Raw genomic sequence first — 17,572 nt, 5'->3', positions numbered from 1 at the left:
CGCGATATCCCGACGGCGATTGGCAGGTGGCGGCGACTGAACCGGCTGGCATTGTGCAGGTCAAGCCGGATCGCCCGCGCCAGGCTTGCGAAGATGTAATCTGGTCCGGTCATTTCGGCAGGCTCATTTCGGGATCCTCGCGTCAAGCTGGGCGCGAAAGCCCGGGTTCACCAACGGAGTGGCGGCCACGGCGACCACGATCAGCCAAAGCGCGCATTCGGACACAAATCGCATCAGCCCGGCGCCGGGCGTCATGGACCGGATGATCGTTCCCAGCGCCCAGCCCGCCAGCGTCACACAGACCATCAGCGCGGCCAGGAACACGACATGGCGAAGCGGCCGCTCGAGCGTTTGCCGGATAATGATCAGTCCGAGCACCCCGAACTGAATCAGGAGATCGCTGGCCACCACCGAGATGGCCGCTCCCAATGGCCCGAGCGGCGGAATCAGCACCACCGACAGGATCAGGAAGACGCCAAGCTGAAGTCCCTTGGTCCGCACCAATAGCTCTCCGCGATTGCTGTAATTGGCGTAATTCGATGCCAGAATCGAGGGTGCGGCCGCGCTGGCGCCGATCAGCAGGGTCATTGTCAGCAATGGATCGTAACGTACGGCGCCATGGGTCCAAAGCGCGAAAAAATCCGACCAAAATGGCAACAACCCGGAAACCACGGCGCTTGCAAGCAGGGTGATAAAGACAGATCCGCGCGCATAGAGGCTCCGCAACAGGTCCTTCAGACCGATGGCGTAATCGTGTCCGAGCTCGGCAGCCAGAGGCAGCGTGACCTGAACGCAAAGTGCCCGCACCAGTCCCGCGGCAACGCGGGTGAGCCCCCATTGCGCCACGGCCACGCGATCGGAAACCAAAGCGCTGACCAGCAGCACCGGCAGGTTGAGCAGCGCCAGATCCGTCGCCCCCGCCATCGCAAACGGAGCCGCCTTGCGAAATTGGCCTGTTATCCAGGACCATGAATGCCTGACGCGGACTCCGCGCAGCGGTGCAACCATGCGGGAGGCATCGATCCCCACAAAATACAGCATCATGAGCACCTGCGCCGCCGCATAGGCGATCGTGACGGCAAGCAGGCTTCCGGTCGTGATGATCGCGACCAGCTGGCCGAGCTGGGCCAGCAGCATGGCCCAGTTCTGCAGCCCCACGGCGCGACCGTAAAGCCCGCGGGCACGATAGAGGCCGGATACCAGGTTCGCCGGCAGGCTCAGCAACAGCCCCACCATCATCACGACGAAGGCAGCGTCAAAATCCGGAACCGCCTGAAAACCCAGCACGACAGCGGGAGAAACAAACCGGGTGACGATCAGCACCAGCACGATGAGCAGGCCCGCCCATCCGAAATAGATCCGCCGCATGGCCGCGTAGAAGCATGCGGTGCGGCCATCGCAATCGACGCTGGATTTGAACCCGAGAAACCGGTTGATCGCGCGAAATTGCAGGCCGGCATCCGCGACCAGCACAAGATTTCCGGCCGCATAAATCGCAAGCCAGGCCGCGAGCACATCGCTGGTCCAATAATGCAAAAAGACCGGAACCAGCGCGACCTGTTGCGTCACCCCCAAAACGACCTGCAAGAGATTCGCGGACCAGCCGCCGAATAGTCGCCGGGTGCGGCTCGGGGTCGGGCTCGACGACGGATTTGGGCTTGAGGCGGCTGGCGGGGCCTCATCGCTGCCGCGCGCCGGCTCGTTGTTCACCGCTGAAACCCTCTCGGACATCCGGAGCGGGCTACCAGCCCCATGATGAGATGTCGATAGTTCAGCGGCGCCCGGTCTCCTCGCCGGCCGCTGATTCCGGGGCGAAATCTCTGGTTGGGTGCGCCGCACCGGCGTTCGGCTTCCAGCCGGCTGGCGGTTGCCGCCTACCCGACATGCGTTCGCGCGCATGACAAGAGGCCAACTTTCAGCGATGGTGCGCCCCGCAACATCATTCCAGCATTGATCTATACCGGAGCTTCTGAATGCCCATCCCGCACGCCTCGCAGGCCCTGTCCCGTTTCACCGTGCTCGACCTCACCCGCGTCCGTTCGGGGCCGACCTGCGTGCGTCAGCTTGCGGACTGGGGCGCCAATGTCATCAAGATCGACGCCCTGACGGAAGATACTGGCGAGCAGCTCGGCGGGCCGCGCCGGGGCGCGGATTTCCAGAACCTGCACCGCAACAAGCGGGCGATGACGCTTAATCTCAAGGATCCCAGGGGCCTCGAGACGTTCAAGCGGCTGGTGAAAAAGGCCGACGTGGTGGTCGAGAATTTCCGGCCCGACGTCAAGACGAAGCTCGGCATCGACTATGAGAGCGTGCGCAAGATCAACCCGAAGATCGTCTATGGCAGCATCTCCGGCTTTGGCCAGGATGGCCCCTATCACAAGCGTCCGGGCTTCGATCAGATCGCACAGGGCATGGGCGGCCTGATGTCGATCACCGGTGCCCCCGGCGAGGGCCCGATGCGGGTCGGCATTCCCGTGGCCGATCTTACCGCCGGGCTGTTCTGCGCCATGGGCATCCTGACGGCCCTGCTGGAGCGCGACGTCTCCGGCGAAGGCCAGTGGGTACAGACCTCACTGCTGCAGGCCCAGATCTTCATGCTGGATTTCCAGGCCGCCCGCTGGCTGATGGACAAAGATGTCGCCAAGCAGGCCGGCAACGACCATCCGACCAGCATTCCCACTGGCGTGTTCAAGACCTCCGACGGCTATATCAACATCGCGACCACGGGCGGGCGGATCTGGGAACGCTGCGCACAGACCCTCGGCCTGCCCGACCTGCCGAAGCGCCCGGAATATGCCACCGCGCCCGAGCGCTCAAAGAACCGGAAGGCGCTCAACGCCGAGATCAACAAGGTCACCGCCACCAAGTCGACCGACACCTGGGTCAAGGAATTCAACGCCGCCGGCGTGCCCTGCGGCCCGATTTATTCGATCGACCAGATGTTCGACGACGAACAGGTCAAGCATCTCGGAATCGCACAGCACGTGCCCAACGACGAGAACCGTCACATCCAGCTGGTCGGCCAGCCCTTCACGCTGTCGCGCACCCCCAGCAAAATGGTGGCACGGCCGCCGGAGTTCGGCGAGCAGACCGAGGACGTGCTCACCGAGTTCGGTTTCAGCGCCGGCGAGATCGCGGAATTGCGGCAGGCTAAAGTGGTTTAACAGCAGCCTCTTGCGGGCACCTCAAAAGATGCCCGCAAGATCCTGATATCGAAAGATATTCCTGGGAGACGACGGGGTTACGGCGGCGCTGGCCGCCTTAACCGGCGGTTTTCACCGGCCGCCACAACCGCCCGACGCTGCCGAACGCTTTGTCGATGAGCGGCCAGAACAACAGGAGGATCGACAGCGTCGTGATCGAGCCGACCAGGCCGTTCGACCAGAATACCCGCATATCGCCGCCGGAGCCGATCATCGATAGCCGGAACGCATCCTCGGCGCGGCTGCCCAGCACCAGCGCCAGGGTGAATGGCGCCAAGGGAATGTTGATCTTCTTGAAGACATAGCCGACGACGCCGAAGCCCAGCATCAGCCAGATGTCGAACATCGCGTTCTGGATCGCATACGCGCCGATGGCGCACGACACCACGATCATCGGCGCCACCGCCGCGAACGGCACCCGCAGGATCGAGGCGAAAATCGGCACTGTCGTCAGCACCAGCACGAGGCCGACGATATTGCCGAGATACATCGAGGCGATCAGGCCCCAGACGAAATCCTTGTGCTCGACGAACAATAGCGGGCCGGGATTAAGCCCCCACACCATCAAGCCGCCCAACAGGATCGCGGCGGTGCCGGAGCCGGGAATGCCAAGCGCGAGCATCGGCAACAGCGCTGCGGTGCCGGAGGCATGGGCTGCGGTTTCCGGCGCGAACACGCCCTCGATGCGGCCCTTGCCGAAACTTTCGGGATCCTTGGAAAACCGCTTGGCGAGATTGTAGCCCATGAACGAGGCGGCGATCGCGCCGCCGGGCGTGATGCCGAGCCAGCAGCCGATGAACGACGAGCGCAGCAGCGTCACCCAGTATTTCGGCAGGTCCTTCCAGACGTTCAGCACCACGCGCAGGCTGATCTTGGCGGCGTGCCCGCGCAGCGCCAGACGCTCTTCCATCGTCAGCAGGATCTCGCTGATCCCGAACAGGCCGATCACGGCAACCAGGAAGTTGATGCCGCGCAACAGATCATTGGAGCCGAATGTCATGCGCAACTGGCCTGACACCGTATCCATGCCAACACCGGCGAGCAGCAGACCGAGCGCCATCGAGATGACGGTCTTGTGCTTGTCCTCGCGGCCGAGACCGACGAACGAACAGAACGTCAAGAGATAGACCGCGAAGAATTCCGGCGGTCCGAATTTCAGCGCGAAAGATGAGATCAGCGGTGCCAAGAAGGTGATCAGGAGCACGGCAACCAGCGAGCCGATAAAGGAGGACGTAAACGCGGCTGTCAGCGCTTCCGCCGCCCTGCCCTGTTGCGCCATCGGATAACCGTCGAAGGTGGTCGCCACCGACCATGCCTCGCCCGGGATGTTGAACAGGATCGAGGTAATCGCGCCGCCGAACAGCGCACCCCAATAGATGCTCGACAGCATCACGATCGCGGAAGTCGGATCCATCGTGAAGGTCAGCGGCAGCAGGATAGCCACGCCGTTCGGCCCGCCGAGGCCCGGCAGCACGCCGACAAATATGCCGAGCACCAGCCCGACCATCATCAGCGCGATGATCTTCCACGTCATCAGCACGACGAAGCCGTGCAGCAGTAACCCGAAAGCTTCCATAGCGGACTATCCTGTTGCCGGGATCGTGCGTCAGTAGCCGAAGGCCGCTTCCAGCGGTCCCTTGGGCATGATGACGTCAAAGGCGATGTCGAACGTCACGAACATCAGCGCGGTGAAGATGAAAGCGGTCAGCAGCGATTTCCACAGCGCGATCTTTCCGATCAGCCGCATGAAGCCCGCAATCAAGAAAAAGCTCGCGACATAGAGCCCGAGATACTGAGTTGCGAGACAGAACAAGAGCGTCGGCACGAACACCGCCATCACCCGGCGAAGCTGCGCGCGCGTGACGAAAGTCTCGGCAGCTTCCTTGCGCTTCAGGAGCGTGACGAGGAAGCCGTACAGACTGGCGACGCCGAGAATGACCGACAGATAGAACGGAAAATAACCCGCCTGCGGGCCGGTCGAATCCCATCCGATTCCGGTGCGCCAGTTGTCATATCCAAGCAGTACCGCGAGCCCGACGAGCAGCAGGCAGACCACCGCCTCGACGACGCGGGTATCGGTAACGGCCGGCGAGTCGGCCTCCGGCGCGGTCGGATCGTCGACGACGATTTCAATTTCGGAATTGGACATCGATGAGGTTTTTCCGGCGGACGACGAGAGGCGCCCGTTGCTGTCGGGTCGGGTTAGTTATCGAATGATAATCGCGCTTGGTAAGGGGATACAGTGCTGACGTCGCTTGCGTCAACCAATCTGCAATTGAGAGGGATCAGTAACCCGAGGCCCGGTCCGGGAATGCACAGGAGAGTGCATTGCGCTCCGCCTTGAGTACACCGCGTTCGGTGATCAAGCCGGTCACCAGCCTCGCCGGCGTCACGTCGAAAGCGTAATTGGCGATCGGCGAGCCCTCGGGAACCACGCGCACGGTCTCGATCCGTCCATCGGCGGTGCGCCCGGTCATGGTCGCAACTTCTTCCGTGGCGCGCTGTTCGATGGGAATCTGGCGCACGCCATCGTCAATACTAAAGTCGATCGTCGGCGACGGCAGCGCCACATAGAACGGCACGCGATTGTCGTGCGCCGCGAGCGCCTTCAAATAAGTGCCGATTTTATTGCAGACATCGCCATTGGCGGTGACCCGGTCGGTTCCGACGATCGCAACATCGACCATGCCGTGTTGCATCAAATGACCGCCGGTGTTGTCTGCGATCACCGTGTGCGGGACGCCGTGATGGCCGAGTTCCCAAGCCGTGAGCGATGCACCTTGATTGCGAGGTCGCGTTTCATCAACCCAAACGTGCACCGCTATGCCGCGATCATGCGCGAGATAGATCGGCGCTGTCGCCGTTCCCCAGTCCACCGTTGCGAGCCATCCGGCGTTGCAGTGCGTCAATATGTTGACCAGCTCCCCCGGTTTCTTCGCAGCGATCGCCTCGATCAGCGCCAGGCCGTGCTGACCGATTTCCTTGTTGATCGCCACATCCTGTTCGGCGATCTCGCCGGCACGCGCATAGGCCGCTTCAACGCGCCCCGAGAGCGGCAGCGGCCGCAGCGCGCGTTGCATCTCCTTAAGCGCCCATTTCAGATTGATCGCCGTGGGCCGCGTCGCGATCAGAAGTTTGCAGGCCTGATCGAGCGCCGCATCGGAGGCGTCGCTCCGCATCGCCAGAGCGACGCCATAGGCGGCGGTGGCCCCGATCAGCGGCGCGCCGCGCACCAGCATGGTGCGGATCGCGTCGGCCGCAGCCTCTACGCTCTCGATCCGCGCGACGACAAATTCATGCGGCAACAGCCTTTGGTCGATCGCGCCGACGGACCAGCCATCCGGCTCCAGCCAGATACTGCGGAAATGCCGGCCGTCGACTTTCATGTTCGCAGCACTCTGCCCGCCACCGCGTCGAGCTTCTTCAACAGTTCCGGATCGCGCGCTTCCGGCGCGGTGATCAGCGCGGTGTCAAGCGCGCGGTCCGAGCCGATCGGGCACGGCTCATGCTCACGCGGAAAATCGGTGGCGAGACGCGCGACCAGCGTTTTTGCCTTCTCGGCATTCGAGTTCAGCACGCGAATGATGTCCTGGACCGTGACCGCGTCATGATCGGGATGCCAGCAATCGAAATCGGTGACCATCGCCACGCTGGCGTAACAGATCTCCGCCTCGCGGGCGAGTTTTGCTTCCGGCATGTTGGTCATTCCGATCACCGAATAGCCGTGCGATTTATAGGTCAGGCTTTCGGCAAGGCTAGAAAACTGCGGACCTTCGATGCAGATGTAAGTGCCGCCACGCGCGAACGCGAGACCCTCCGCCTCGGCCGCCGCAGCCAGATGAATCCGCAGCCGCGGCGATACCGGATGGGCCATGGAAACATGCGCCACGCATCCCCTGCCGAAGAACGAGCTCTCGCGCTTGTGGGTGCGATCGACGAACTGGTCGACCAGCACGAAGGTGCCGGGCGGCAACTCTTCCTTGAAGGAGCCGCAGGCCGACAGCGAAATGAGATCCGTGACTCCTGCCCGTTTCAGCACGTCGATATTGGCGCGGTAGTTGATGTCGGAGGGCGACAGCCGGTGTCCCTTGTCGTGCCGTGGCAGAAACACGATCGGCAATCCGGCGATCGTGCCGTGACGCAGCGGCGCAGACGGCTCGCCCCACGGGCTTTGAACCGCCTCGTCACGGACATTTTCCAGTCCCGGCAGGTCGTAAATGCCGGAGCCGCCGATGATGCCGAGCACGGCCTTTGTCATGATCTCTTCCAGTCTTGTTTTCGACGGAGCCGGTTCCCAAGGCGCCCGAAATGTTCGACTATATTGCGGCGCGATAATCAAGAATTATGCACACCCACGGTGAACACGGTGCGCCGGGTGCTGTCGTCCTTGGGCCATGCCTGTTCGACTTCTGACAGCGGAACGGATGTAGCCGCAATTTCAAAGCCGCCGGGTATAGTCGCCTGGAGCAGTTCGCTGATGCATCGGACGAAACGGTCGCGCGGAACGCTGCCTAGACCGCTCCCCATCAACTCGATCGCCGACGAGCGTAGCGCGGCACTCGGCAGCGTTATGTCCGACCCGCTCGCAGACCCGATCTGGACGAAGCGGATCGGCACAGCATCGGCTCCCGCCTTGGCACCGGCAATCAAAAGTCGTTCGGCGCTCTGGCCCCACAAATAGTCGATCACAACATCCACACCATCAGCAAATTGCTCCTTGAAGGCGTCTTCCAACGCTGCTCCATCCTCGACGAGAGGTATCGTCACATCGGCCCCGAGTGCTGCGAGCGATTTTAGGGCCTCGGCATTGCGGGCGGTCGCAATGACTTTCTTCGCTCCGAGATGCTTTGCGATTTGGACGGCGAGACGGCCTGCGGTGCCGGTCGCGCCATTGACCAGTACGCTTTCTCCGGCCTTGAGCTTGGCGCGTTCCTTGTAAGCCGCCCAAGACGACATGCCGGGATTGGCAATCGCTGCGGCCGTCACATCGTCCAGTTCATCAGGCAGTGCCAGGCACTGCCTCGAAGACACAACGGTTCGCTCCGCCATGCTGCCGTGAGGCGCTTTGGGCAGGACGAAATAGACCCGGCGCCCGTCGTCGAGCCGTCCGACGCCGTCTATGCCGACCACAAAGGGAAACTGCCCCGAGGAGCTGTAGTGATTGCCGGAGGCCCGGCTCTTGACGACATGGCTGATGGCAGCAGCCGTAACCGTGATGCGGTTTTCGCCAGAGGACGGCACCGGCTCTGCAAAATCCCCATAGATGGGCGCCTGCCCGGCTCCCTGAACGATCGCGGCTTTCATGACGGTTTTTCTTTCGGTTCTCGATAATATGTGTATAATGCACATATATGAGGAGCCTTCGATGCCGTCAAGAAAGAATGTGCAAAATACACATATTGGCGACCAGCTTCGCCAGCTTCACGGGGCAGTCCTTGATATTGTCAGCGTGATAAACCGGCCGCAGCGTGACGAGGCGCTGATCAAGGAGGCCGGGATTCCGCTCGATCGGGCGCTGTTCCCGCTCCTCGTTGGAATCGAGCGGTTCGGGCCGATCGGCGTGGTGGAGCTGGCCGACCGCGTCGGGCGCGACTACACCACCGTCAGCCGTCAAGTTGCAAAGCTGGAAAGCCTCGGTCTGGCGGAGCGTCAAGCAAGCGCTGCCGATCGCCGCGTGCGCGAGGCCGTCGTTACCCCGAAAGGCAAAGCGATGACTGACCTTGTCGACGCTGCGCGCGAAAGGATCGGCCGCACCATCTTCGAGACGTGGGAGGTTCGCGACGTCGACGAGTTGGTACGACTGATGCGGAAATTTGCGGATGCTGTGAAGGACGGACCGCCGAGTAACGCATAATTCAAAACCTGTTCTTTGGCCCACAGAAGCTTTCGCGCACGCAGAGCATGCCCAGGGGAATTTGGATGCCGATCATGAATGACCACGACAAGCGCCAATCCATCATCGATGCCTGTCTGCGCATGAACCAGCTGGGCATCAATCAGGGCACCTCAGGCAATATCAGCCTGCGCCACGACGAGGGGATGCTGATCACGCCGACCAGCGTGCCCTACGAGGCGATGCAGCCGGAGCAGATCGTTTACATGGGCCTCGACGGCTCGTTAGCGCCCGACGCACGACCATCGAGCGAATGGCGCTTTCATCTCGATATTCTGAAAGCCCGGCCCGAAGTGAACGCCGTGGTCCACGCGCATCCGCCCTACGCGACGATCCTGGCGATCATGGGCCTGGAGATTCCGCCGGTTCACTACATGATCGCCTGCGCCGGCGGCGATACCATCCGATGCGCGCCCTATGCGACCTACGGCACGCAGGAACTCTCGCAGTATGCCGTCAAAGCGCTTGAGGACAGGCTCGCCTGTCTGCTGGCGCATCACGGCATGATTGCCGTCGGGCCATCGCTTTCAAAGGCGATGTGGCTCGCGGTCGAAGTCGAAACACTGGCGCGGCAGTATCACGGCTGCCTGCAAATCGGAACGCCGCCGCTGCTGTCCAAGGCCGAGATCAAAAACGTTCTCGGCCGGATCGCGGGATATGGTCCTGCCGCGGAATGAAGCCATCAGGACTTTCCGCTGACCAGACCACGCGTCACTTCTGTCCCAATTGCTGACGGCCAAGAAAGGCGCGCATCAGCGAGGCGATATCGTCGAGTTTCTCATCGAGCGCGAAGTGCCCCGCGTCCAGAATATGCACCTCCGCTTTCGGCACGTCGCGCTGATAGGCGGCCGCGCCTCCGACTGCGAATGAAGGATCATATTTGCCCCAAACCACGAGCATCGGCGGTTGATGTTCGCGCATCCAGGCTTGCCATTTCGGGTAGGACGCCACGTTGGTCTGATAGTCGAAGAAGAGATCAGCCTGTATCCGCCTTTGTCTGGCCTGGGAGAGATGGGCAAACTCATCGTTCCAGCTGCTCGGATCGTAACGATCCACATTCGGGCTAGTGCCCACATGGCGCAGCTTGGTGGTTGCGAGCGAGAGGAAATTTGAAATCACCTTTTGCTCGTTGGCCTCACGATCTCGCCAATAGGCTTTGCGTTCGTCCCACGCCTGCCCCAATCCGTCTTCGCTGGCGACGGCATTTTGGATCACGATCGCCTTGACCCGGTCGGGGTGAGCCGTCGCGATTCGGAAGCCAACCGGACCGCCATAATCCTGAAGAAACAGGCTGTAGCTTTTCAGTCCGAGCGCTTCGGTGAAGTGATCAACGGTGCTGGCGATATGATCGAAGGTGTAGGCGTACTGAGACGGCGGCGGCGCGTCACTCAGCCCAAACCCTGGATAATCGGGCGCGACCAGATGGTAGCGATCCGCCAGCAGCGGGATCAGCGTCTCGAACATGCGCGAAGACGACGGGAATCCGTGAAGAAGCAGCAGCGTCGGAGCGTCCTTCGGTCCGGCCTCGCGATAAAACAGGTTCAGGCCATCGACCTGAAGGGTGTGATAGGTCGTCGTTGCTGATGTCGAGGACAATTGTTGGGCTCCTGCGCTCCCGACAGTGATCAGACCCGCTGCAGCCGCCAGGATCAGGTTTCTCATTTTTCTTCTCCTCTTTGAAGGGTTGGAGGTCTGTCGCTGATTTCGGGGCTTCCATATCTTGCTGCCAGTGGGCATTATTGAGAGTATCCCTCCCAATAATTGGAAGGTCTCTGCGTGGACCGTCTTGAAGCCATGTCGATCCTGATTCACGCAGCGGAGGCTGGCAGCCTTTCCAAGGCCAGCCGGCTGCTTGGCCTGCCCCTGGCTACGGTCAGCCGGAAAGTTTCCGAACTGGAAGCGCATCTCAACACAAGCCTTCTCACCCGTTCCGCAAAAGGCCTGACGCCCACCCCTGCCGGACGGTCCTTTCTCGCCAACGCCAGGATCATTCTCGATCAATTGAACGAGGCTGAGCGCGCGGCCGCGGGCGAATACATCGCCCCGAAGGGAGAACTTGTGATAACGGCGCCGGTCGTTTTCGGTCGTCTGCACGTGTTGCCGGTGGTAACGGACTTTCTGAGTGCATATCCCGAGGTCGACGTCAGCCTGGTGCTGACCGACCGGGTGACACACCTTGTCGATGACCGCGTGGACCTCGCGGTGCGGATCGGCGACCTCCCCGACAGCAGTTTGACCGCCAGCCGTGTCGGATCCGTGCGCCGGGTCGTTTGCGCCAGCCCTTCCTACTTCGCCGAACGCGGCCACCCCGTGTCTCCGGACGAACTCGTCCGTCACACCGGCATCTCCCATGGCGGTCTCTCCGCCCCGAGTGTCTGGCGCTTCGAAGCGAACGGCGTCGAAGTCGCCACCGAGATACGCTCACGGCTGAGCGTCAATACCGTGGAGGCCGCGATTGACGCGGCGGTCGCTGGCGTGGGCCTGGCGCGTCCACTTTCGTACCAAATCGTTGAACGGATTCGCCAAGGCACGCTTGCCCTGACGCTTGAAGCGTTCAGGCTAACCCCTTCGCCGGTGCAGCTATTGTATAACGGCCAGTCGCGCTTGCCGCTGAAGCTGCGGGCGTTCCTTGACTTTGTTGCGCCCCGTCTGCGCCAGCGGCTGACGGAAGCCGAACTTTGATCGTTATACGTCCCGGGCTTCGCTACCTCGCCAGCGGCTGATTGGCGGTTTCCGGCGCCATCGCAATAAACGGCAGGCCGATGATGTAGATCATCGACAACAGCGAGATCGCGAGCGGGTAGCTCCCCGTCAACGCGGCGAGCGCGCCGATCAAGGTCGGACCAGCCGCACCGAGAACGCGCCCCATGCTGAAAGAAAAGCCGGAGCCCGCTCCCCGCAGCGCGGAGGGAAACATCTCCGGCAGCCAGATCGTGAACAGGCCGAACACGCCGTTGGTGAAGAATCCCAGGATCGGCAGCAGGATCAGGAACAAGGTGAGATCGTTGAGGCGCTCGATGGCGAGCTCGTAACTCACCACCACCGACAGCAGCGAACCCACGAAGAACAACACCGCGGTCCAGCGCCGGCTGCCGAGCCGGCCGGTGATCCACGGCATCAGCAAACAGCCGATCAAGGTGCCGACATTGGTGATAAGACCCGCCACCGCACCCATCTGCAGCGCGTGAGCCTGCGTGGCGCCAGTCGCGACAAGCTTGGTGATGACGACGGTGGGGGCCCAGAAATTCGACGACCACAGGCCGAAGATGATGCAGGCCATCATCGAAGCCGCGGCCCAGGTCGTCCGCGCCTGCCCCTTCGCAAACAGCGCCGAAAACTTGGGCTTCGTCGCCTCCGACGATCTGGGGCGTTGCGGCTCGGGAATGTTGCTGCGCAGGTAGGCAATCAAAAGCGCCGGCAGGATGCCGAGAAAGAACATGCCGCGCCAGCCCAGCATGCTTCCGCCGATCAGCGTGACCAGCGCCGCCAGAAACAATCCGGTCGGCGTCGCCGTATGCAGCCAGCCGGCCAGACGCACGCGCGAGCTTTCGGGCACGGATTCATGCAGCAAAGGCGTACCCGCCGCCCACTCGCCGCCGATGCCGAAGCCGGCGACGAAGCGGAATAGGCCGAACATGATGATGCCGGTCGACAGGCCGCACAACGCCGTGAACACCGAATAGACCAGCACCGTCCAGCACATGATCCGGACGCGACCGTAGCGGTCGGCCGCCCAGCCCCAGACCATCGAACAGGCCCAGCCGAGCATGAAGATCGAAAACAGCAGGCCGCCGTAAAGGCCGATATTGGCGCGGCTCGCTTCGATTCCGCTCGCCGGCAGCAGCTCGCTCAGCGCGCCGACAAGGATGTAGCTGTACATGGAGGAGTCGAAGCCATCGAGCATCCAACCGAACCACGTGGCCCAGAACACTTTTCTGGGCGAAACCGCCCCGGTATCCGCGAGCAACGCCACGCCTGCCCCGGTGACAATCTCAGTCATATCTCCTCCTTCAGATGTTTTTTGTTTCGGTTGTTTTTTATTTCAAAAGAGAACTAGGCCGGATTGAGCAACAAGGCACCTCCTGCAAATGGGACAGGGGCATCTTCTCGCGGAATACCGCCGCTGCGCGCGGCGGCGCGTCATCCCGCGATGTGAGGGTGCTGCTTCGATCAGGCGGAAGCTCGGCCGCGGCGGCGCAATGCCGGCCGCATTTTTACTTCGCGACAAACCCCGCTTCGGTCATCAGCGACTTGTTGAGCGCGTCGTCTTCCTCGAGGAATTGCAGCATGTCCTTGCCGGTGAGGAAGATCGGCTTGAGCGCCTGCTTTTCCATGTAGTCCTTGTACTCGGGCGTCTGCGTCACCTTCTGAAACAGATCGACATAAAACGCCTGCTGTTCCGGCGTCACCTTGCCGGGCAGGAACATGGCGCGCAGCATCAGGTACTGCACGTCGAGGCCGGCTTCCTTGCAGGTCGGAATGTCATTCCATGACTGCGTATCGGTCACCTTGGCGGTGTAGGAGATCCGCTCCTTGTCGAACACGCAGAGCGGGCGAACCTGGCCGGCGCGCCAGACCTCGAGATTTTCGGATGGATTGTTGACGTTGGATTCGGTGTGATTGCCGACCAGCTGCGTCGCCGCCTCGCCGCCGGATTTGTAGGGAAGATAGGAGAATTTCGCGCCGGTCTTCTGTTCGACGAACATCGTGAGCACGTGATCCTCGCGCTTCGAACCGGTACCGCCCATCTTGAACGGGGAACTCGCGGCCTTCGCGGCGTCGATGAATTCCTTCACGGTCTTCGGGCCTTCGACATTGTCCCACAGCACGAACTGATCGAGCGCCACCACCGACACCGGCGTGAGTTCATGCCAGTCGAACGGAATTTTTGCCGAGAGCGGCAACATGTAGATCAGCGAATAGGCAATCAGCACCTTGTTGGGATCGCCTTCGCTGGATTTCATGTACATCAGCGCTTCAGCGCCGGATGCACCGCCCTTCAGCGACACCACCATCGGCTGCTTCATCAGATTGTTCTTCTGGATGGCGGCCTGCATCATGCGTGCCATCTGATCGGATGCGCCGCCGGCGCCTGCCGCGACCACGATTTCAACCGGCTTGGTCGGTTCCCAGCCGGCGATGGCCGGCGCACTCGTCAGCACGGCCGCCAGCGCCGCTGCAGCTTTCACGAAATTTCGCACGTTTTCTTCCCTTGATCTTTATGAGGTCGGCCGATGCCGAGCCGTTTAAACGCCTTTGACATATGCTTAGGGCTTATACAGGTGACTTCCGACCGACTCCAGCCGCCATGCGTATTACTTTTGAATGACATCGCGAGCGCTCCAACGCCAGCCCGGCTCATCGCTGGATGGCGAGGGCATTGCACAAACACGCGCAAGCCCCCCGCGGTGCAATGCACCCGTGGTTTTACCTGAATCTTTTGCCCTGAATACTACAGGGCGCGGGGAATGCCGGGTGCCCGTTGCACCCGCAGCCTCGTGTGTAAAAGTGGGTGGCACACGAGTGTAGCCACCACAGGTCCACCGGGATCACCCGGCATTCCCGCACACAGTGGTTTTAACGGTTTCCTTCGTGCTCTCCCCGGTGATCGGGCTTTCTTGTCACCGTCGTCGGCGGAAGCGTTTCCGCCAACTTGACGCCGGCGTCGAGGCGTCAGGACCACACGACTTCGCCGTCCGCGCGCTGCATCGTTCGTCCGCGTGTCGATCGCCGACGGGCGCATACGAGATGCAACCCTTCGCGCGTTTCGTGTCACGCCCGATGCCGCCCGCGTCCACCGCATCCCGCTCCGCGTCCGTGACGATCGCGATACGCCCCTTTGTGGAACGAGACGGCGGTGATCTGAACGTGATTTGGATCAGCGGAAAACCAAATTATTTTTGCGAACGGGACTGGACGGCGCCTAAGTGACCGGTCCGTCAGACGAATTTCGCTGGAGAGCGCGATGCGTTGTTCGAGGCCGCGAGTTCGAAACGAATTCGCGCTCGATGTCGGGAAATAATCGCGCCCCGAACTCACCGCTCCCGTCGATTTCACCACCCATGCAGTGACCAAGATCTCACCAGCGATACGCCAAACGCGCCAGGGCGAGACGTCCCTGGCCATAGACGCAATAAGCTGTATTGATGCACGATGCGATGTACGTCTTATTGAACAGGTTAGTTACGTTGATCGAAGCGGTGTAACCTTTGAGCGTTGGAAACTGGCGGCCGAAATCATACTGTGCGCCAAGATCCACTAACGTGAACGACGGTATCCTGATCGTATTCGTATTGTCCCAAGTCCCATCAATGAAACGCGCACCACCGTTGAGCTTGAGCCCTGGCGCCAGGTAGGTCGGCATGTCGTAGGATAGCCACGCCGAGGCCATGTTGTAAGGAATGCCTTGGACATCCGCCCCAAAACCAGCCGGTAACCGGGAGACATTTTTCGCGTCATCGTAGGTGTAACTAAAAATGGCTTGCAGATTTTCGGTCAGGTAATTGCGCGCCTCAAATTCGATACCTTGTGATCGGACTCCGCCGACCTGAGCAGATAGCCCTCCACCTAAGCTGACGAGAACGTTGGTTTGATTGATGTCAAAGGCCGCAATCGTGAAGATGTTCTTCGTGCCGACCGGCTGATACTTAACGCCGACCTCGGTCTGCTTGCCCTCCGTCGGGAGGAAACCGTTGCCATTGATGTCTGCGCCAAGTTGCGGCTGAAACGATGTGGAATAGCTGACGTACGGCGCAACGCCGTTGTCGAAATTGTAAATTGCGCCAATGCGTCCCGTTAAAGCGCTGTCGTTCTGATCGGTCGCCGCTAGTGTCTTAAGAGACTCGATGTGCGACGTTGACCAGTCCTCTCGAAGGCCTCCGACGATTGTCAGTTTGCCGATGCCAATCTGATCCTGGGCATATAGGCCGGTTTGGCCCGTGCTCTGACGTGAGGACGTTCCGAGAAGAAAGTTGGGCAGCGGTATAGACTGATAAGAAGGATTCGTCAGGCTGAGGGGCGCGGGCGAGTATGACGAAGTGTAATCTTCCAAAAAGCGATGGTCATACTGATAGTTCTGATAATCTACCCCGAAGACTACCTGGTGCCGAAGGAAGCCTGTGTTGAACGTCGCGATCGCCTCGTTATCAATTACAAACGAACCGAGCGTTCCCTGATTGATATAGGGATTGCGCTCGATCGCGGTACCACCAGGAGTGAGGTAAGCACCGTCAGCAGCGTTTTGAATGTAGATGTCGTTATACGAGTAGCGAACGTTCTGCTTGATCTGCCAGACGTCGTCGAATCGATGCTCGAAGAGATAGCCAACTGAGGTCTCTTCCTTCTTGAACTGATCAAAGGTGGGATTGCCGGTATCGAACGACGGACCGATCTTTATGGCCCCGGGCAGAACCGTTCCAACGGCCGGAACGAAATTATATGCGCCAGCTTTTGGATCATTCTGATAGGTGGCCATGAGGGTCAGTTTGGTGTCCTGATCGGGACGCCAAGTGACCGATGGAGCGATCGCGACGCGCTGTTGATCGACAAAATCGGTTTGCGTACCGGTAGTCAGGCCGAGGCCCGTGAACCTATAAAGCCATGTCTTATCGTCAGTGATCGGGCCACTGAAATCAAATCCTCCCTCAGCGCGACCATAGCTGCCTGTTTGGAAGAACACTTCGTGATAAGGATCCTCAGTCGGAAGCTTGCTGACCAGGTTGAAAAAGCCGCCGGGTGGCACCTGCCCGTAAAGCACCGAGAGAGGTCCTCGAATACTTTCGATTCGGTCCAGAAAATAAGGATCGCGGCTCATGAAGTTGAAGCCGACGCCGGTTCCTGCGTTTGTCGGAGGCGCAATTGGCAGGCCGTCCAGAAATGTGGTCGCCTGAAAACCTCGGCTGTAAAGGTATTCCAGCGATGTTTCGTTGATGCCACGCTGTTCCGGAATAACCCCGGGTGTGTATCGAAGCGCCTCAGAAATACTTTGAGCGTTCTGGTCTACGATTTGCTGGTGGGTCACGACAGAAATTGAGCCCGGCGTCTGCATCAAAGGAGTGTTGGTTTTTGTGGCTCCGCTCCCTTCATTGGCGACATAGCCCGGGACTGGCGTCTGCGAGGGAATCGAACCGCTTTGGCCCGCTCCTTGTGCTGTGACTATAGGCGCAGGAGCTTGTCGTCCTGGCCGAGAACGATTTGAGGTGCCTGACGAGCCCTGAGGCTTCGATGAATGTGTTGCAGCAGTACGTTTTCGTTCAAGACGCTGAACAATAACCGGAGGAAGTGTTGTCGCTCCACTCACCCCCGGCTGCCCTGAAGCAGGCGAACCGGTCGCCTGAGCAAATGCCGCAATCGACAACGCGAAATAGCTTACCGAAGCGAAGGCCGAAGCCTTCACGATATTCATTCCAAAAACACGCACCAGGATTGCCCCACTTTGCAAGCCGAGATGGCTTGCTTCCCCGGGCTCTCTATCCCA

At 60.7% G+C, this 17,572-nt stretch carries 14 protein-coding genes; 4 read left to right on the top strand and 10 right to left on the bottom strand.

The window, feature by feature from the left end; translation table 11 throughout:
• Window positions 1-123 precede the first annotated feature (123 nt).
• Window positions 124-1,710 (bottom strand): hypothetical protein, encoded by a 1,587-nt coding sequence (locus tag BLV09_RS00305; RefSeq protein ID WP_146685898.1) that lies wholly within the window; start codon window positions 1,708-1,710, stop codon window positions 124-126.
• A gap of 263 nt (window positions 1,711-1,973) precedes the next feature.
• Between BLV09_RS00305 and BLV09_RS00300 the strand changes: the two genes are divergently transcribed.
• Window positions 1,974-3,164, top strand: coding sequence for a CaiB/BaiF CoA transferase family protein (locus tag BLV09_RS00300; protein WP_146685897.1), 1,191 nt, complete (start codon window positions 1,974-1,976; stop codon window positions 3,162-3,164).
• Window positions 3,165-3,261: 97 nt separating this feature from the next.
• Here the strand turns inward: BLV09_RS00300 and BLV09_RS00295 are convergent, their stop codons facing one another.
• The 5 genes from BLV09_RS00295 to BLV09_RS00275 form a co-directional block, all read right to left on the bottom strand.
• On the bottom strand, window positions 3,262-4,779 hold the full coding sequence (locus tag BLV09_RS00295; RefSeq protein WP_146685896.1) for a tripartite tricarboxylate transporter permease: 1,518 nt from the start codon (window positions 4,777-4,779) through the stop codon (window positions 3,262-3,264).
• A 30-nt stretch (window positions 4,780-4,809) separates the two neighbouring features.
• Window positions 4,810-5,352, bottom strand: a complete 543-nt coding sequence (locus BLV09_RS00290) for a tripartite tricarboxylate transporter TctB family protein (RefSeq protein ID WP_146685895.1) — start codon at window positions 5,350-5,352, stop codon at window positions 4,810-4,812.
• 136 nt (window positions 5,353-5,488) lie between these two features.
• Window positions 5,489-6,589 carry an S-methyl-5-thioribose-1-phosphate isomerase gene (mtnA, locus tag BLV09_RS00285; protein ID WP_146685894.1) on the bottom strand — a complete coding sequence of 367 codons (1,101 nt, stop codon included), beginning with the start codon at window positions 6,587-6,589 and terminating at the stop codon, window positions 5,489-5,491.
• Window positions 6,586-7,461, bottom strand: a complete 876-nt coding sequence (locus BLV09_RS00280) for an S-methyl-5'-thioadenosine phosphorylase (protein ID WP_146685893.1) — start codon at window positions 7,459-7,461, stop codon at window positions 6,586-6,588. Before BLV09_RS00280 ends, mtnA begins: the two co-directional genes overlap by 4 nt.
• A 77-nt stretch (window positions 7,462-7,538) precedes the next feature.
• Complete coding sequence (locus BLV09_RS00275) at window positions 7,539-8,507, bottom strand: quinone oxidoreductase family protein (protein WP_146685892.1); 969 nt, start codon at window positions 8,505-8,507, stop codon at window positions 7,539-7,541.
• A gap of 61 nt (window positions 8,508-8,568) precedes the next feature.
• On the opposite strand from BLV09_RS00275, the gene BLV09_RS00270 reads away from it, so the two are divergent.
• Both BLV09_RS00270 and BLV09_RS00265 read left to right on the top strand, forming a co-directional pair.
• A complete protein-coding gene (locus BLV09_RS00270; protein WP_146690930.1) occupies window positions 8,569-9,057 on the top strand; it encodes a MarR family winged helix-turn-helix transcriptional regulator in 489 nt (162 codons plus the stop codon).
• 74 nt (window positions 9,058-9,131) lie between these two features.
• Window positions 9,132-9,773, top strand: coding sequence for a class II aldolase/adducin family protein (locus BLV09_RS00265; protein ID WP_146685891.1), 642 nt, complete (start codon window positions 9,132-9,134; stop codon window positions 9,771-9,773).
• A gap of 34 nt (window positions 9,774-9,807) precedes the next feature.
• Here BLV09_RS00265 and BLV09_RS00260 read toward each other — a convergent pair whose 3' ends face one another.
• On the bottom strand, window positions 9,808-10,758 hold the full coding sequence (locus BLV09_RS00260) for an alpha/beta fold hydrolase (protein ID WP_146685890.1): 951 nt from the start codon (window positions 10,756-10,758) through the stop codon (window positions 9,808-9,810).
• Between the two features lie 114 nt (window positions 10,759-10,872).
• Between BLV09_RS00260 and BLV09_RS00255 the strand changes: the two genes are divergently transcribed.
• Entirely contained in the window at window positions 10,873-11,778 is a 906-nt protein-coding gene (locus tag BLV09_RS00255) for a LysR family transcriptional regulator (protein ID WP_146685889.1), read from the top strand.
• Between the two features lie 22 nt (window positions 11,779-11,800).
• Here BLV09_RS00255 and BLV09_RS00250 read toward each other — a convergent pair whose 3' ends face one another.
• The 3 genes from BLV09_RS00250 to BLV09_RS00240 form a co-directional block, all read right to left on the bottom strand.
• Window positions 11,801-13,096, bottom strand: coding sequence for an MFS transporter (locus BLV09_RS00250; protein WP_146685888.1), 1,296 nt, complete (start codon window positions 13,094-13,096; stop codon window positions 11,801-11,803).
• Between the two features lie 214 nt (window positions 13,097-13,310).
• Complete coding sequence (locus BLV09_RS00245; RefSeq protein WP_146685887.1) at window positions 13,311-14,297, bottom strand: Bug family tripartite tricarboxylate transporter substrate binding protein; 987 nt, start codon at window positions 14,295-14,297, stop codon at window positions 13,311-13,313.
• Window positions 14,298-15,175: 878 nt separating this feature from the next.
• Window positions 15,176-17,500, bottom strand: coding sequence for a TonB-dependent siderophore receptor (locus BLV09_RS00240; protein WP_146685886.1), 2,325 nt, complete (start codon window positions 17,498-17,500; stop codon window positions 15,176-15,178).
• Between the last annotated feature and the right edge of the window lie 72 nt (window positions 17,501-17,572).

It is taken from the genome of Bradyrhizobium canariense (assembly GCF_900105125.1).
Lineage (GTDB): Bacteria > Pseudomonadota > Alphaproteobacteria > Rhizobiales > Xanthobacteraceae > Bradyrhizobium > Bradyrhizobium canariense_A.
The sequence above is the reverse complement of the archived record's forward strand: the minus strand, read 5'-3'. Positions and strand labels throughout refer to the sequence as shown.

Bases quoted from the DNA above. Each gene is read 5' to 3' on its own strand.
- BLV09_RS00260 (WP_146685890.1), bottom strand. From the start codon at position 10,758: ATGAGAAACCTGATCCTGGCGGCTGCAGCGGGTCTGATCACTGTCGGG.
- BLV09_RS00290 (WP_146685895.1), bottom strand. From the start codon at position 5,352: ATGTCCAATTCCGAAATTGAAATCGTCGTCGACGATCCGACCGCGCCG.
- mtnA (WP_146685894.1), bottom strand. From the start codon at position 6,589: ATGAAAGTCGACGGCCGGCATTTCCGCAGTATCTGGCTGGAGCCGGAT.
- BLV09_RS00300 (WP_146685897.1), top strand. From the start codon at position 1,974: ATGCCCATCCCGCACGCCTCGCAGGCCCTGTCCCGTTTCACCGTGCTC.
- BLV09_RS00295 (WP_146685896.1), bottom strand. From the start codon at position 4,779: ATGGAAGCTTTCGGGTTACTGCTGCACGGCTTCGTCGTGCTGATGACG.
- BLV09_RS00250 (WP_146685888.1), bottom strand. From the start codon at position 13,096: ATGACTGAGATTGTCACCGGGGCAGGCGTGGCGTTGCTCGCGGATACC.
- BLV09_RS00240 (WP_146685886.1), bottom strand. From the start codon at position 17,500: ATGAATATCGTGAAGGCTTCGGCCTTCGCTTCGGTAAGCTATTTCGCG.
- BLV09_RS00270 (WP_146690930.1), top strand. From the start codon at position 8,569: ATGCCGTCAAGAAAGAATGTGCAAAATACACATATTGGCGACCAGCTT.
- BLV09_RS00275 (WP_146685892.1), bottom strand. From the start codon at position 8,507: ATGAAAGCCGCGATCGTTCAGGGAGCCGGGCAGGCGCCCATCTATGGG.
- BLV09_RS00280 (WP_146685893.1), bottom strand. From the start codon at position 7,461: ATGACAAAGGCCGTGCTCGGCATCATCGGCGGCTCCGGCATTTACGAC.
- BLV09_RS00265 (WP_146685891.1), top strand. From the start codon at position 9,132: ATGAATGACCACGACAAGCGCCAATCCATCATCGATGCCTGTCTGCGC.